Genomic DNA, 15,961 nt, shown 5'->3' on the forward strand with positions numbered 1-15,961 from the left:
ACAGTGACTATGCGGAATGCAACCGAGCAGGATTTCGACGAGATCGTCCTGCAGAATGACAAGCCCGTTCTGGTCGATTTCTGGGCGCCCTGGTGCGGCCCATGCAAGGCGCTGGCCCCGACGCTGGACGAGCTCGCGGAGGAATATGCCGACGAGATCGAGATCGTGAAGGTCAATATCGACGAAAATCCCAAGCTTGCCGAGCGGTTCGAGGTGCGCGGCATTCCGCTGTTGCTGATCGTCAGGGACGGCGCGGAAGCGGCGCGCGCGTTCGGCACCATGTCGCGCAGCCGTCTCGATGCCTTTGTCGATGCGAATGTGAGTGCGGCATGATGGCCGATGCTATCGCTTTCCACGGCGATCCGGCGATCAAGGCCCAGGCGATAGCGCAGCTGAGGCAGCATGTCGCGGCGGGCAGTTTCGTCTATTTCCCCGCATGGGAAGACGGAAAGGCCAATGCGATCGGTGCCGTGGTCGAGGCGGATGATACGCCCGCCTATGCCGCCAGGCTCGGCTATCCGACGGCCTTGGCCGAAACGTTGCCGATGCTCATCAACGGCTTTCGTCCGCTTTCCGAGGCCGCCCGCTTTGCCGAAGCCTGGCTGGCGCGCACGCCGGTCGGCGGCGATCTGTCTGCCGTCGTGTCGCGGATGATTCTGGACCTGCTGGCAAAGCCGCGCCTGTGCGACACCACCTGTCGCCATCCGGCGCTGGAGGAGAGCCGCCTGGCGATCATCGCCCTGCATCGTCGGGCGGTCGAGGGGGACGAGCCGGATCGTCAGCAATGGAAGGCGGTGCGCCTTGCTGCGGTGGCGGCGACCGATGCCCTTGGCGACGATGTACTGGACCGCGCGGCGGCCAGCACGGTGGAGTCGGCGGCGTGGCCCGGCACCATGCGGACGGTGCTGCGTGATACGCTGAACGCCCTCGGCGCGTTCGAACTGCGCGTGGCGCTGGCCGAGATCGGCTGGACACCGGAAGAGGAAAGTCGCGTCTTCCAGCTTCGCGAGCAGGCCGAGAAGAATGCGTACAAGGCGGAGTTCCAGGGGCTTGAGCGGGTCTATGCGATCCTCGACGCCGACCATCCCGAACTGAGCGCGCGCTTTCGCAAGCGATGCGAGCGGCTGGAACAGTCGAGCGAAATGTATGTCACGACCGGCTGGAGGCTGATCGAAATGATCGAGACCTCACCCATCCTCACGGCACAGGCGTAGGATGAAGGGGGCGCAGGGCGTGGACGAGCTGCACAGCAAGGTTCTGATCATCGGCTCCGGCCCGGCGGGCTGTACGGCGGGCGTCTATGCCGCGCGCGCCGCGCTGGCGCCCAGGCTGATCGAGGGACCGCAGCCCGGCGGACAGCTGACCATCACCACCGAGGTCGAGAATTGGCCGGGCGACGAAAGCGTGCTCGGGCCAGAGTTGATGGCACGGATGCGCGATCAGGTCCGCAAGGCGGGCGTCGATGTCGTCGGCGACCTGATCGTCGAGGTCGACCTCACCCGAACCCCTTTCCTTGCGATCGGCGATGGCGGCACCCGCTACACGGCCGATACGATCGTCGTGGCTACGGGCGCGTCGGCTCGGTGGCTGGGGTTGGAGAGCGAGACCGAGTATCGCGGGCGCGGGGTCTCGGCTTGCGCGACCTGTGACGGCTTCTTCTATCGCGGCCGCGTCTGCGCGGTCGTCGGCGGCGGCAATACGGCGGTCGAGGAAGCGCTGTATCTCACCAACTTCGCCGAGAAGGTCTATCTGGTCCATCGCCGCGACAGCCTGCGTGCCGATCGTACCAACCAGGCGCGGCTGCACGCCAATCCCAAGGTCGAGACGATCTGGAATAGCGAGGTTGTCGAGGTGCTGGGCGACGCCACGGGGGTGACCGGCATCGCGCTGCACGACACCCGCGACGGCACGGTGTCGGAACTGGCCGTGCACGGCCTGTTCGTCGCGATCGGCCACGACCCGGCGACGTCGCTGTTCAAGGGGCAGCTCCATATGGATGACGAGGGCTATATCCTGGTCACCCCGGGCTCGACCGCGACCAGCGTGCCTGGCGTCTTCGCGGCGGGTGACGTGCAGGACAAGCTGTTCCGCCAGGCCGTCACGTCCGCGGGCATGGGCTGCATGGCCGCGCTGGAGGCCGAGCGGTATCTCGCCGGGCACAATATCCCGGCGATCGCGGCCGAGGGCGCGGATTACGGCACGCTGGTTTGAGGGAAAAGCCATGATGAAGAACCCGTTGCTAGACACATTCGCCCTGCCGCATTTCGGTGATATCCGCCCCGACCATATCGGCCCCGCGCTGGACCGGGTGCTGGCCGATCACCGAGCGGCGGTTGTGCGGATCGTGGAGGAGCGCCCGGCGAACTTCGCGGAAGCGTGGATGCCGCTGGAGCGCGCGGACACCGCCATTGCGGCGGTCTGGTCTGCGGTGACCCATTTGCAGGCCGTCGCCGACACGCCCGACCTGTGCGGCGCCTATGCGGAAGGGCAGAAGCGGTTGGTCGAGAACCGGCTTCAGGTCATGCAGAACCACGCTTTGTACGACGTCCTGGTCGCATTGACTGCCACGCCGGACTTCGCCGCGCGGGACGAGGCGGATCGGGCGGCGGTCGACCATATGATCCGCGACTTCCGGCTGTCGGGCGTCGCGCTCGATCCCAAGGAAAGGACCCGTTTTGCCGCCCTGTCGGTGGAGCTGTCACAGCTGTCGACCGAGTTCGGCAATGCCGTGCTGGATGCGACCGATGCCTGGTTCGAGCATGTCGAGGACGAACGCCTGCTCGCCGGACTGTCGGATGCGGACAAGGCGATGTTTGCCGCAGCCGCCAAGACCAGGGACCTGTCCGGCTGGGTCGTCACGCTTCAGATGCCGCATGTCAACGCGGTCATGACCTTCGCGCGGGACCGGGGTCTGCGCGAACGGGTCTATGCCGCGTCGGCGACCCGTGCATCCGATCAGGGGCCTCATGCCGGGCAGTTCGACAATTCGGCTCGGATCGCGGCGATTCTCGCGCGACGGCAAGAGGGCGCCCGGCTCCTCGGCTTTCCCGATCCGGTCGAATGGTCGCTTGCCACCAAGATGGCGCCCAATGCTGGGGAGGTGCTGGCCTTCCTGCGCGATCTGGCGGGTCGTGCCAAGCCGGCGGCCGAACTCGAATTCGCCGCGCTCGCCACTTATGCCGCGAAGCATCTGGGGATCGACGAACTGCAACCCTGGGACGTGACCTATGTCGCGGAGCGGCTGCGCGAGGCGCAGTTTGCGGTCGACGAACAGGCAGTGCGTGCGCATTTTCCGGTCGAGAATGTGATCGCCGGTTGGAAGAACCTGCTCGATCGCCTGTTCGGTATCAGCCTTGTCGGGCGTCCCGACGTCCCGGTCTATCACCCGGACGCCTGCTATTACGACGTCGTGGATGACCAGGGTAAGGTTTTTGCGGGTGTCTATCTCGACCTGCACGCCCGCGCGGGCAAGCGCGGCGGCGCCTGGATGGCGCAGGCGCGGCCCCGGTTGAACGACGGCGATGTCCAGCGCGTGCCGGTCGCCTATCTGGTCTGTAACTTCGCGCCCAAGATGCCGGGCAGCCCGTCGCTGCTCAGTCACAAGGAAGTGGTGACATTCCTCCACGAGACCGGCCATTGCCTGCATCACCTGTTCACCGAGGTCGATCGCCCCAACATCGCAGGGACGAACGGGTTCGAGTGGGACGCGATCGAGCTGCCCAGCCAGCTGATGGAGGATTTTGCCTGGGACCGGGCCGTCCTGCGCGATATGTCGGGCCATTATGAAACCGGGGAACCGCTGTCGGATTGGCTGTTCGACCGGCTGGTCGCCGCACGGCATTTCCTGTCGGGCATGTTCATCGTCCGGCAGGTCGAGTTCGCGCTGTTCGACCTTCTCCTCCACATGGGGACGCTGGGCCATGACCCCATCGAGGTGATCGAGGCCGTGCGTGACGAGGTGGCGGTGGTCCACCCGCCCGCCTGGCATCGTTTTCCGCACGCCTTCACCCATATTTTCGCCGGCGGCTATGCGTCGGGCTATTACAGCTATCTCTGGGCCGAGGTGCTAGCCGCCGACGGGTTCCAGCGTTTCATCGAAGCGGGGCTGGTCGATAGGGCCGTGGCCGCACGCTTCTGCTCCGAGGTCCTTTCGCGCGGGGCAAGCCGCCCTGCCGCCGACAGCTTCCGCGCCTTTCGCGGACGCGACGCCGATCCGCAGGCGATGCTGGCGCGCCATGGGCTGACGACCAATGCGCGCTGATCGCGACACGGGCGCCGTTCGACGCTGGCGGTCCGAGGCGATCCACCGCATCGAGGCGGATTTCAACCGCTCGGCCGATACACACCTGATCCGGGTGGAACTGCCGCGCCATCCGGGCATCACGCTGTACCTGAAGGACGAAAGCAGCCATCCGACGGGTAGCCTGAAGCACCGGCTGGCGCGCTCGCTGTTCCTGTACGCGCTGTGCAATGGCTGGATCGGGCCGGATACCTGTGTGATCGAGTCGTCCTCCGGCTCGACGGCGGTGAGCGAAGCCTATTTCGCCAAGATGCTGGCCCTGCGTTTCATCGCAGTGGTGCCCGCCTCGACCGCCGCGCCCAAGCTGGATGCGATCCGTTTCCATGGTGGCGAGATCCACATGGTCGACGATCCGCGCACCGTCTACGACGTCTCCAACACCCTGGCGACGGAGACGGGCGGTCATTATCTCGACCAATTCACCTATGCCGAGCGGGCGACCGACTGGCGCGGCAACAACAATATTGCCGAGAGCATCTTTGCGCAGATGTCGGCGGAGGAGCATCCCGTTCCCCGCTGGATCGTCTGTGGGGCCGGGACAGGGGGGACATCGGCGACGATCGGGCGATTCATCGGTTATCAGCGCCATGCGACGCGGCTATGCGTCGCCGACCCGGTGCATTCGGTCTTTCACCGGCACTTTTCCGACCGCCAGGCCCTGTCGCTGCCCGAGGGTTGCGGCAGTTGCATCGAGGGGATCGGGCGACCGCGCGTCGAACCCAGCTTCATCCCCTCCGTGATCGACCGGATGATCGCGGTCGAGGATGTCGCCAGCATCGGTGCGATGCGCGCGCTTTCCCGCCGGTTGGGGCGCAGGGTGGGCGGTTCGACCGGCACCAACCTGGTCGCCGTGACCCAATTGGTGGAGGAAATGGCGGCACGCGGAGACGTTGGCTCGATCGTCACCATATTGTGCGATGGCGGCGAGCGTTACGGCTGCACCTATTATGACGACCCATGGCTCGACGCTCGCGGCTTGGACTGGCGGGCGCAGGAAACCGCATTCAGCGCCATATTCGGCCTGTGATAGGAAGATACGGGGTGTTTATGGCGACCCTTGGCGCGTGCGCGCTCACGGGCGACGGCCCTTGCCATCGGGCAGTGACAGGCGCAGGATCGTTCCTGTTGACGGTCCGTTTTCGACGCTCAGCTGCGCACCCATCTGTTTGGCCAGACTGCGCACCAGTTTCAGGCCGAGACTGTTCGAGCCCTGAAGGTCGAACCCCGGCGGCAGGCCGGCGCCATCGTCGATCACGCAAAGCGCGATGACGTCATCCTGTCGGGTGAGGGTGACGATCAATTGCCCGACCTCGCGGTCGGCAAAGCCGTGTTCCATCGCATTGGCGACGCCCTCCGCCATGATCAGCGCCAGCGGGATCGCCGCATCGGGCGAAAGTCGGAGTCCGGAGACGGCCTCGATCCGGTGGATGATGCCGGGTTTCGTGTCGGTGGCGAACAGGTCCGCCATCAGGTCGCGCAGGAAGATGTCCAGCGGCACCTGCTCGCCCGTCGTCGCATAGAGCTGCCGCTGAATACGCCCGATCAGTTGCAGCTTCGTGGATGCATCGGACAGGACCATGCGCGCGATCGGATCGACGACCTGTCGCTGCTGCAGCGACAGCATCGCGCCGACCATCTGGATGTTGTTGGAGACGCGGTGCTGCAACTCGCTGAAGAGCAACTCGGTGCGTTCGGCGAGTTGTCGCTGTTCCGCGGCCAGCCGAGACGATCGCCGATTGGCGCGCTGCATGGCGTCGACAAGGCCGATGTCGACCGCCACGACCCCGGCATAGAAGCCCAGGGCGACGAGCGTGCGCGGCGCAAGATCGAAGCTGTTGGCCGGCGGTATGAAGAAATACCAGGCGAGCAGGCCGCAGACGATGGCTGACAGCGTTCCCGGGCCACGCCCGAACAGGAAGGACGAGATGATGACGGCCGGGAAGAATGTCAGATAGGGAAACCCCGGCGGAAAGGCCGCGTCCAGTTTCCAGCGTATCCACCACGCAATGGCCGGAAGTAGCAACGCCACGGCATAGGCCAGCGCCCTGCGCTCGCCAAGCAGCGGCAGTTGCTCGAATATCCGGCGCTTCGCGTCCATATGCCCTATCACGTCCTCCTGTGTGAGGTTCTCCTGCGCGATCACGCCATCCGTTGCAAACCCAGGTTAATACGGCATCGGGGTCGTCGCTTTGAACCGCGACCCCGTATCAGCCGTGACGGGCGGGATCTGTCCAATATCAGGCGGCGTATCTGGACGAGTGGCCAAAATCCGTCTGGTATTGCGGCGAGGCGGTGGAGGCATGTTGCGCGGCCGCATCCACGTTGAAGCGCATGACCGAGGCCATCAGCGTCCCGCACTCCTGCGCGAGCAGGCTGGCGGCGGCCGTCGATTCCTCGACCATCGCGGCATTCTGTTGCGTGACCGAATCGATCTCTCCAATGGCGATGTTGACCTGGCCCAAGCTGTGGGCCTGCTGTTCGGAGGAGCGGGCGATGACGTCGACCACGGTGCTGACGTCCGACACCTTGCCGATGATCCGTTGCAGGGCATTGCCAGTTTCGTCGACCAGCACCACGCCCGACCGGACATGTTCGATCGCCGACAGGATGCGCGCCTTGACGTCGGATGCCGCATCGGCCGAGCGCTGCGCCAGCGCGCGGACTTCGGAGGCGACGACGGCAAAGCCCTTGCCCGCATCGCCAGCCCGCGCCGCCTCGACGCCCGCGTTCAGGGCGAGCAGATTGGTCTGGAAGGCGATGCCGTCGATGACGGTGATGATGTCCACGATCTCGCGGCTGGCCTGGTCGATGCCGTTCATCGCGGTGATCGACTTGGCGACGATCTGCCCGCCCTTTTCGGCTTCGTCGCGAGCCTCGGTCACGGCGCGGTTCGCCTGGCTGGCGCTGGCGGCGCCTTCGCGGACGCCTTGCGTGATTTCGCCGACCGCAGCGGCGGTCTCGCGCAGGCTGGCGGCCTGCTGCTCGCTGCGCGCCGACAGATTGTCCGTGGCCTGGCGGATTTCCTCGATATTCGAGCGGATGGAACCGGCGCTGCCGCGAACGTCGCTGGTCAGGCCGGAAAGGTTCTGGACCGCACGGTTGAAGTCGGTTGCCAGCTGATGGAAGGCGGGGGGCAGATCGGTCAGGCGAACGGTCAGATCGGCCGCCGAAAGGCTTTGCAGGCCGGAACCGATCGCGTCCAGGGCCAGATCGCGCTCGCGGTCGTCGCTCACCTTGGCCTTGGCCGCGTCGCGGAAGACGACGACGGCGCGGGCCATGTCGCCCAGTTCGTCGCCGCGCGCGCTGCCCGGCACGTCGATATCGTTGCGACCGCGCGCCAGCTCGGCCATCAGGCGGGTGAGGGCGGTGATCGGCCGCGCGATGCTACGGCTCAGCACCATCTGAAGGGTGATGACGACGCCGATCAGCATCACGCCGCCCAGCACCAGGGCAATGATGGCGGTGCTGATGGCATTTTCTTGCGAGGCAGCGTTGCTGGCGATCGCCGCTGTTTCCTGGTCGCGAATGGCGCGAAGCGGCAACACGATGTCACTGGTCAGAACGGCCTTTCCGGCGTCACGAACGGCCTGTTGCGCCTCGTCGCGCCGCCCGTCCTTGACCCAATCGGTCAGACGATCGCTCCATGTCCGCCGCCACTTCGCCTTTTCCACATTCGACTTGGCGAGCAACGCAAGCTCGGCCGGGTCGTTCAGCATCGCGTTCAGTTCGCGGCTGGTGGTGTCATATTCCTTGCGGGCTTCTTCATACGACTTCAGATAGCTTTTGTCTCCGGTGACCAGGAACCCGCGCAGCTGGCTGTTCTCACGCAGGATCGATGTCTCCAGCGTCAGCGCCTTGGCATAGACTTCCTGGGCATGGTTGTTGCCCGCCGTTGCGTTCTTGATTTCCCAGATGTTCACGAAGAACACGATCGTCATCACCGCGGCCGACAGGCTGACGATCAGGAACGATACACCCAGTTTCTTGGGGATGTTCATGTTCGTAAGCATTATGCGTTTCTCTCAACAGGTCGGACGAAGGACGATACGCGTGGATTCATTGCGTTATCATTATCGGGGGCGGGAAGGACCGGTCGGTCATGCGTCGCATCGAAGGTCGCTGCGACGACGGGGAGAGCATCAAAGGCGATCATGGATTCGGCTTTGAAACGTGCCGCGAAATACACTGGCGCAGTCGTCGTCGCGCAATGTCCTATCCCCCCGATCCTGCGTGAAACCTTGGTTTCGTCGGACAACGGGTAGAACCGCAAGGTTAAGGATGGGTGAAGCGTGTAACCATTATCGTGACATATATTCGTCAGGCCGTCAGCCAGTGGATCCACGCACCATAAGGATGGCAATGGGCGAGCACGCGGTCGCGCCCATCAGGCCAGGAGCGCACGCGAAGCTCGACCCGCTGGCGCGCCTGGTCCCATTCGAAACCGACAGCGGCGAAAGGCCTCGTCATGGTCGCGGACGCACCGGCTTCGTGCAGCGTCGCCTCGATCCGGGCGCGGTCCTCGGCGCTGAGATATTGCAGCACCATCGAATGCAGGACGACCCGGTGGCGACCGTCCGGCGCGGGAAGGGCAAGCTGTGTCGCCAGCCAGGATGCCGCATCGCCGGTATCGAGCCGGGGCGGATGGTGTCGCGCGATCGCCAGCGCCCGGTCCAGGCGCTCGGCTCGTTCGGGCTGGTCGGCGAAGATGAACGACGCCAGCCGTTCGCAGGCCGCCGGATCATTGACGTCGAGCGGGTGGAGATCGACGCCCCGCGCCGCGCGGACGGTTACGGCGGCATCGGGAGGCGGGGGGCCACGCCACTCCGGCGCGATCCGCACCATCGAGTCCGTCGCCCCCGCCCGGACGCCACCCAGATCATAGGCATAGCGGGACAGGTTGAGGTTCAGCCCGGCGCTTGCCCCGATTTCGAACAGGTCGAAATCATGGCCATGGTTCTGCGCCAGGACCATCAGGGCGGCGTACAAGGCCGCCGCGCGGCCGATCTCGTTGGTCTGCGGCACCCGCAGCAACCAGTCGACCAGGAATTCGTCATGGGCCGCCAGCGCCAGGGCGACCGCCTCGTCGTAGCGATCATGGTCCCCGGCATAGAGCGCGGCCAATTGCGGCTCGACACCGCGCCTCGCCAGGGCGTGCAGGGCAGCGTTGATCCGCATCGCGATCGCGGAGGAGGCGGCGGTGCTGCCCCAGGAGCGGATCAGCGCGGCGCTGAGCGGTGCCTTGTCGAGCTGCCGATCCACTGCGGCGAGCAGGTCGGCGACAAAGGGCGTACCGATCGCCCGCATCACCAGCGACTGTCGGTACAGTTCGCTGGGCTGGGCGGTCGGTTTTTCCGAACCCGGATACATGGTCTTGGAATGCTCCGGCTGCATCGGTCGCCTATGACGCCGCGAAAGATAAGAAGGCAATACGCGCCGGGACGACGGGAAAGTCGACCCCGGCGCGTATCACCCGGTCAGGCCGGATCAGAAGTTGAAGTTCGCACCGGCGCTGAAGTTGCGACCGACCAGACCGGCATAATGCCAGCTGCTCAGATAGTTCGGATTGCTGGTATAAGCCGCCGCCGCCAGCGGAGCGCGGGCATTGGTCAGGTTCTGGATGTTGAAGAAGAAACGGAAGTCGTCATTGACCCGCACGCCGATGTTCAGATCGGTATAGATGAACGGGCGAACGAAGCACTGGTTGTTCACGTCGCTGCCCGCGATGATCGGCACCAGCGTGTTCTTGCACGACAGGTCGATCACGCCGTTGGTCGGCTGGATGCGATCGGCCGCCACCTGCTTGATCCGTCCGACATAATAGGTCGTGCTGGTCAGCGAGAAATTGCCGACTTCGATCGTGTTCTGCCAGTTGCCACGGATACGCGGCGTGCCGCCACCCGACGACAGCTCGTACGGCCCCAGCGTACCCGCATATTTCTGCACCACGCCCGCCGGGGTGACGAGGTCAAGACGCAGGACGCGAGTGACGTCGACGCGGCTGATCAGCTTCACGCCATTGTCGAACTGGAAGTTCGCATTGGCCTGCATGTCGATACCCGAGCTGACCATGTAGTTGGCGTTGACGTAGGGAACGTCGAACACTAGCAGACGGGGCAGGGCGTTCGGGTTGACGGGATCGGGCGCGTCGATGACGTTGCACTTGTAGCCCGGACCCACCTTGGCCAGCGCCGCGCAACCGTCGGTTGCATTGGTCTGCTTGTAATAGGCGTTGATCGCCTCGGCACGCAGCGGTCCGCTGACGATCAGGTTCGACTTGCGGATGTTGTAGTAATCGACCGTGACATTCAGCCAGCGCGTCGGGTTGACGATCGTACCGACGGTGAAGCTGCGCGACACCTCGGGCAGGATGTCCGGGTTGCCCTGCGCCCCGCTGCCGATATTGTACGAGGTCGTATAGGCGGGATTGCCCTGGTGCGCCGCAATGAAGCTGGCGGGCGGGTTGAACGAAGAGAAGCCGGAATAGCTGCTCGCCGGGTTGTATTCGGCGAAGGTCGGCGCACGGAAACCCTGCGAATAGGTGGCGCGCAGCGAGAATTCGCGGACCGGGGTGAACTTGGCACCCACCTTCGGCGAGAAGTGGCTATAACCCTGCGAATAGTGATCGTAACGGCCCGAGACGTTCAGGTCGAACGAGCGTGCAAAGGGGGCGTCGATCTCGAAGAACCCAGCGGTCACGGTCTGACGACCCTGCGCCGACGAGGTGTTCAGGCCGTAATAGGACAGGTCCGCATTCTGGTTGCGGTTCATCAACGTCTCGCGACGGACCTGGAACCCGCCACCGACATTCAGGTCGCCGCCCGGCAGTTCCATCAGCGACTTCAGCAGCGAACCGCCGATCGTCGCCACCGTCGAATAGGACGGGGTGGTCCGCTCCGGCGAGATCTGGTCGCGCACGGCCTGCGTGTTCTGTTCCGGATTGACGAAGTTGTACGCCCCGGTGTTGACCGCATTCAGAAGGCCCTGGATGTTGATGAAGCCGCGCTGCGTGACCGCGAAATTGTCACGGGCATAGACGCCGTTCAGGCGGAACTTGAATCCATCGCCCAGATCGCCTGAAATGCCATAGGTCGCCCGGAATACGTCGACATAGCGATGGCTGTTGGCGGGGATGTCGCCGAACAGGTAATAGATGCGTGCTGCGCTGTCCGCCGGGTTGGCGCCCGCCACGGCATAGGGGTTGTTGGGGTTCAGGCGACGGTCGGCGGCGGTGGCGCAGTTCACGCCGGCGGCGCAGACATACATCGGCAGGACGATGCCCGGGCTGCTGGATGCGAGCGCCGCCGAGCCACCGAAGGGCTGGGTCTGGCGGATGCCCGACGGCGCGCCGCGGATATCGACTTCGGAATGCGAATAGCTGCCGCTGGCAAAGGCTTCCCAACCCTCGGCGATCCGGACGTTCAGGCGCGCCGTGGTCGAGTAACGCTCCTGGCGCGGCTGGATGATCGAATATTCGGCGGGCAGGTTATGCGCGCAACCGGTGCCCTGTGCCGCGCCCGAGGTCACGGTGAAGGTGCCGAAGGGGCAGGCATTCGGATTGAGCAGGCGATACTGGTTGGTCGGCGGCGAGCCGACCTGGCCCGACAGCGGATTGTTCAGGTCGCTCTGCGATACGCGGGTGACGACCGCCTGCGGGTTCTGCTGGAGCAGCGAATCGTCGTTGCGATTGCGGTCCTGCAGGCCGCTGGGGCGCAGGTCGAGCGTGTTGAACGGGTAGCCGCGCGAGTTGTTGGTGATGAACCCGTCATAGGTGTATTCACCGTTGACGTAGAAGTTGAACCCCTGCTCGCGATAATCACCGAACCCGGCGGTCAGCGTGGCGCGATAATGCGCGCCGTCAGCCTTTTCGGTGGTGCCCCCCTGGACCGAGCCCGAAATGCCCTGGACGTTCTTTTTGCTGATCAGGTTGACCACGCCGCCGATCGCGTCGGCGCCATAGGTCGACGACGCACCGTCCTTCAGCACTTCGATGCGCTCGATGGTGCTGAACGGGATCGAGTTCAGGTCGACATAGGCGTTATGGCCGTCATCGTTCAGCGGGAAGTTGGCCGAGCGCAGGCCGTCGATCAGCACGACCGTCGACGAAACGCCCAGGCCGCGCAGCGACACCGCCGCGCCACCGGCCGAGAAGCCGTTCTTGAAACCGGTCGAGATCGAACCCGCGCTGTCGGCCGAAACCGAACGGATGGCGTCCTGTGCGGTGGTGATGTTGGCGCGCAGCATCACGTTCGAGTTCACCACGGTCACGGGCGAGATCGAGCTGGCGTTGGAATCGCGGAACAGCGTGCCGGTGACGACGACGGTCGCGCCTTCCGACGTGGCGGGCGCAGGCGCGGCCCGCTTGATCTGAACGTCCTGTTCGGTCGTGGCGGGTGCGGCGGCTGCGGTCGCGTTCTGGTCGGCGGCATCGGCGCTTTGGGCCGGTGCTGCCTCCTGCGCAAAGGCCGGGCTTGCGATCGCGGTCAGCAATGCCGCCGTCGAAATCCCAAGGCGCAGTCTGCCAAATGCGGAAGTCTTCGAAGTCACTTAACAATTCCCCCTCTGACGCAGCAGCGACTGACGTCGCCGGTATTCCACTCGCCATGATCTGGCGCTGCGATGGCGGGGCGCCTATCACCCGCGAAGTTACCGGGTCGTTAAAGGTAAGCGCGGCTGCGACGGTTTAGGCCGCGGTGACTTGTCCAGCAGGGTGAGGCTTTTGATCGTCGTTTCGGCGGACGTCCGGGTGAGGGGGCAACTGCCTGTCCCTGCGCCATCAACTGACGCGGTCAGATTAATTTATATCGGTAAATCAAGTTTTAAAGGTTCGGGTGCGACCAAAATGGGCACTCAATATTGAAGAGAGACGATGCTCAAGACCCTGTTCCGGGAAAGGCGACGTACCAGCGCCGTACATGCGTTGAACATTCTGGAATCGTCGCGCGAGCCCGGCTTCGACCGTTTCGTCGAGCGGGCTGCGATATCCTTCAATGCCCCGATCGCGCTCCTGTCCCTGATCCATGGCGATCAGCAATGGTTCAAGGCGGCCCGTGGCCTGGATATCGTGTGCAACCCGCGCCACCGCAGCTTCTGTACCTTCGCGCTCGACAATCCCGGCGTGCTGGAGATCTGCGACCCGTGCAGTGATCCGCGCGTGGCCGAACTGCCAGCCATCAACGCCGCGCCGTTCGTCCGCTATTATATCGGTGTGCCCTTGCGCGTCGCCGGGGATATCGATGTCGGGGCGCTGTGCGTCTTCGACACACAGCGACGAGGCCCCGCTTCGTCGGATCAGAAAGCCTATCTCATCGCGCTGGCCCGGCAGGCGGCGGTCGCCCTGGAAAGCCGGGCGGACCTGCTCCAGATGGAGGGCGCCGCGTGATCGATGTGGTCCTGTGCCTGACGCAGCAGCATGACCTGCGCTTCGTCGCGCTGGCGCTGCTGATCTGCGTTACGGGGTCGCTCGCGACCGTCCAGCTGTTCAGCCGCGTCCGGGCCTCACGGGGCTATCGCCGCTCTGGCTGGGTCGTGCTGGGCGCGGTCGGTGCGGGCACGATGGTCTGGGCGACCCATTTTGTCGCGATGATGGCGTTTCGGACGACCGCGCCCGTCATTCTGAATCCGATCCTGACGCTCCTGTCCCTGTTGGCGGTGATCGTGATCGCCGTTCCGGGACTGGCCTTGGCCGCCGGGCGGCGGCGCTGGTCGGGGGCAGTCGGCGGGGCCGTGATCGGCACTGGCATCTCGGTCATGCATTATATCGGCATGGCGGCGTACCGGGTCGACGGCATCGTCACCTGGAACTGGCCCTATGTCGTGGCCTCGATCCTGTTGTCGAGCGGTCTGTCCGCCATGGCCTTCCACGTCCTGGCCGGGCGGGGACGCTGGCGGAACAAGACGGCGGTGGCATGGCTGAGCCTTGCCGTCGCGGCACTCCACTTCACCGGCATGACGGCGATGAAGATCACCGTCCTGAAACTCGGCCAGGGCCTGTCGGGCATGACCATGGCGACGCTGGCGACCACGACGACGGTCGCCACGCTCATCATCGTCGGATGCGCGGCGATCAGCGCCCTGATCGACGGGCATACCCAGTCGGAAACCTATCGCCGCCTGCGTCACATGGCGCTGCACGACAGCCTGACCGACCTGCCCAACCGGATCAGCTTCATCGAGGATCTCGAGGCCCGTTTCGGCATCCGGGGCGGTTATCAGCGCATGGCGGTGGTCATGATGGACCTGTCCCGCTTCAAGGTAGTCAACGATACCTATGGCCACCAGGCGGGCGACCAGCTGCTGGCGGCGCTGGCAGCGCGCTTTTCGTCCATCCTGCGGCCCGGCGAGCGCATCGCGCGGCTGGGCGGTGACGAGTTCTCGGCCGTCGTCTCGTATGACGATCCGGCCGAGCTTGAGGATTTTCTGGGCCGGCTGACCGCGGCGTCCGAAGCGCCGTTCCTGTTCGACCGGTTCACCGCGTCGATCGGCGCCAATATCGGGGTCGCGCTGGCCATACGGGACGGAACCGATGCCGACGCGCTGCTCGCCAAGGCCGATCTGGCCATGTACCGGGCGAAGTCGGCGCACTCGAAGGAACCGTGCTTCTACGACGCGCATATGGACGATGCCGTGCGCGAGCGGCGCGAGTTGATCGCCGATCTCCGCCATGCGCTGGATGCCGACGCGTTCGAGCTTCATTATCAGGTACAGTCGGCCATCCCGTCGGGCGAGATCTGCGGCTATGAGGCGCTGATCCGCTGGAACCACCCCGTCCGGGGCATGATACCGCCGAACCGGTTCATCCCGCTTGCCGAAAAGAGCGGCGACATCGTGCCGCTGAGCAACTGGGTGCTTCGGCGGGCCTGTTGCGAGGCGGCGGGCTGGGCCGATCCGCAGCCCGTCTCGGTCAACCTGTCGCCGATGCATCTGGCTGAAAAGCAGCTGGTCGAGACGGTGCGCTCGGCCCTTGCGGACAGCGGCCTGCCGCCCGAGCGACTGACGCTGGAGCTGACCGAGAGCGCGATCATTCACGACAAGCATTTCGCGCTCGAGCAGTTGAAGGCCCTGAAGGGGATGGGCATCGCCATCGCGCTGGACGATTTCGGAGTGGGCTATTCCTCGCTGGAGGTGCTGCGCTCCTTTCCCTTCGACCGGATCAAGCTCGATGCGTCCTTCGTCTCCGAGATCGAGCATGACGAGCAGGCGGTGTCGATCCTGCGGTCCGTCGCGGCGCTGGGGGCGACGCTCAACATGCCGGTGTTGGCCGAGGGGGTGGAGGAGCCTGCTCAACTGGCCATCGTGACCCGGGAGGGCTGTGCCGCGGTCCAGGGCTATCTGATCGGCAGGCCCTCGCGCACGCTGGCCGATCCCGACCATGTTCGACGGGTCGCGAGCCTCCGGCCCCGGATCGTGGGGGGCGAAGCGGTGGCGTGACCGCCCGGCGCCAGCGAGACAGGGGCAGGCCGTGCCCATGAAGCGGACGGAATATGAACATATGCAGTAAGGTGCGAGGCGATATTGCGCCTCTCTGACATTCGAATAGCCGCAATGAAAGGATGATGACGTCCATTTCATCCAAAAAAAGAAACATAATTGCCGTCTTCTCAGTACTTCCTGATCCGTTGTTGCTTATAGGGTAGGTGGATGTGCTTTCTCGGTCACATTCTA

Annotated in this window: 11 protein-coding genes; 7 read left to right on the top strand and 4 right to left on the bottom strand. The window is 64.8% G+C overall.

The features are described from left to right. The first annotated feature begins 9 nt into the window (after positions 1–9). The 5 genes from trxA to SP5_RS12265 are packed head-to-tail and all read left to right on the top strand — an operon-like array spanning position 10 to position 5,327. Positions 10–333: a thioredoxin gene (gene trxA / locus SP5_RS12245; RefSeq protein ID WP_042489064.1), complete on the top strand. Its 324-nt coding sequence runs from the start codon at positions 10–12 to the stop codon at positions 331–333. After that, complete coding sequence (locus tag SP5_RS12250) at positions 330–1,214, top strand: hypothetical protein (RefSeq protein ID WP_157013709.1); 885 nt, start codon at positions 330–332, stop codon at positions 1,212–1,214. The genes trxA and SP5_RS12250 overlap by 4 nt, the downstream gene beginning before the upstream one ends. A 1-nt stretch (position 1,215) precedes the next feature. After that, the gene (gene trxB / locus SP5_RS12255) at positions 1,216–2,211 is read left to right on the top strand and encodes a thioredoxin-disulfide reductase (RefSeq protein ID WP_042489068.1); all 996 of its coding nucleotides are present in this window, start codon (positions 1,216–1,218) and stop codon (positions 2,209–2,211) included. A gap of 10 nt (positions 2,212–2,221) precedes the next feature. Continuing rightward, positions 2,222–4,261: a M3 family metallopeptidase gene (locus SP5_RS12260; protein WP_042489070.1), complete on the top strand. Its 2,040-nt coding sequence runs from the start codon at positions 2,222–2,224 to the stop codon at positions 4,259–4,261. Next, entirely contained in the window at positions 4,251–5,327 is a 1,077-nt protein-coding gene (locus tag SP5_RS12265) for a PLP-dependent cysteine synthase family protein (RefSeq protein WP_042489073.1), read from the top strand. The genes SP5_RS12260 and SP5_RS12265 overlap by 11 nt, the downstream gene beginning before the upstream one ends. Before the next feature lie 45 nt (positions 5,328–5,372). Here SP5_RS12265 and SP5_RS12270 read toward each other — a convergent pair whose 3' ends face one another. From SP5_RS12270 to SP5_RS12285, 4 genes are all read right to left on the bottom strand, one after another. Beyond that, positions 5,373–6,398 (bottom strand): sensor histidine kinase, encoded by a 1,026-nt coding sequence (locus tag SP5_RS12270; RefSeq protein ID WP_042489357.1) that lies wholly within the window; start codon positions 6,396–6,398, stop codon positions 5,373–5,375. A gap of 139 nt (positions 6,399–6,537) precedes the next feature. Next, positions 6,538–8,310 (bottom strand): HAMP domain-containing methyl-accepting chemotaxis protein, encoded by a 1,773-nt coding sequence (locus SP5_RS12275; RefSeq protein ID WP_245613481.1) that lies wholly within the window; start codon positions 8,308–8,310, stop codon positions 6,538–6,540. 307 nt (positions 8,311–8,617) lie between these two features. After that, complete coding sequence (locus SP5_RS12280) at positions 8,618–9,691, bottom strand: DUF2332 domain-containing protein (protein ID WP_084220679.1); 1,074 nt, start codon at positions 9,689–9,691, stop codon at positions 8,618–8,620. A 93-nt stretch (positions 9,692–9,784) separates the two neighbouring features. After that, positions 9,785–12,784, bottom strand: coding sequence for a TonB-dependent receptor domain-containing protein (locus SP5_RS12285; protein ID WP_439645617.1), 3,000 nt, complete (start codon positions 12,782–12,784; stop codon positions 9,785–9,787). A gap of 382 nt (positions 12,785–13,166) precedes the next feature. Between SP5_RS12285 and SP5_RS12290 the strand changes: the two genes are divergently transcribed. Together SP5_RS12290 and SP5_RS12295 are read left to right on the top strand one after the other, a co-directional pair. Next, on the top strand, positions 13,167–13,679 hold the full coding sequence (locus tag SP5_RS12290; protein WP_042489081.1) for a GAF domain-containing protein: 513 nt from the start codon (positions 13,167–13,169) through the stop codon (positions 13,677–13,679). Continuing rightward, entirely contained in the window at positions 13,676–15,727 is a 2,052-nt protein-coding gene (locus tag SP5_RS12295) for a putative bifunctional diguanylate cyclase/phosphodiesterase (protein ID WP_042489086.1), read from the top strand. Before SP5_RS12290 ends, SP5_RS12295 begins: the two co-directional genes overlap by 4 nt. Positions 15,728–15,961 lie beyond the last annotated feature (234 nt).

Origin of the sequence: Sphingomonas parapaucimobilis NBRC 15100 (assembly GCF_000787715.1) — a bacterium.
In the GTDB taxonomy this organism is placed as follows: domain Bacteria; phylum Pseudomonadota; class Alphaproteobacteria; order Sphingomonadales; family Sphingomonadaceae; genus Sphingomonas; species Sphingomonas parapaucimobilis.

Excerpts from the sequence above, each read along its gene's own strand:
- trxB (WP_042489068.1), top strand. The coding sequence starts at position 1,216 with ATGAAGGGGGCGCAGGGCGTGGACGAGCTGCACAGCAAGGTTCTGATC.
- SP5_RS12270 (WP_042489357.1), bottom strand. The coding sequence starts at position 6,398 with ATGGACGCGAAGCGCCGGATATTCGAGCAACTGCCGCTGCTTGGCGAG.
- SP5_RS12290 (WP_042489081.1), top strand. The coding sequence starts at position 13,167 with ATGCTCAAGACCCTGTTCCGGGAAAGGCGACGTACCAGCGCCGTACAT.
- SP5_RS12250 (WP_157013709.1), top strand. The coding sequence starts at position 330 with ATGATGGCCGATGCTATCGCTTTCCACGGCGATCCGGCGATCAAGGCC.
- SP5_RS12275 (WP_245613481.1), bottom strand. The coding sequence starts at position 8,310 with ATGCTTACGAACATGAACATCCCCAAGAAACTGGGTGTATCGTTCCTG.
- trxA (WP_042489064.1), top strand. The coding sequence starts at position 10 with ATGCGGAATGCAACCGAGCAGGATTTCGACGAGATCGTCCTGCAGAAT.
- SP5_RS12260 (WP_042489070.1), top strand. The coding sequence starts at position 2,222 with ATGATGAAGAACCCGTTGCTAGACACATTCGCCCTGCCGCATTTCGGT.
- SP5_RS12265 (WP_042489073.1), top strand. The coding sequence starts at position 4,251 with ATGCGCGCTGATCGCGACACGGGCGCCGTTCGACGCTGGCGGTCCGAG.
- SP5_RS12280 (WP_084220679.1), bottom strand. The coding sequence starts at position 9,691 with ATGCAGCCGGAGCATTCCAAGACCATGTATCCGGGTTCGGAAAAACCG.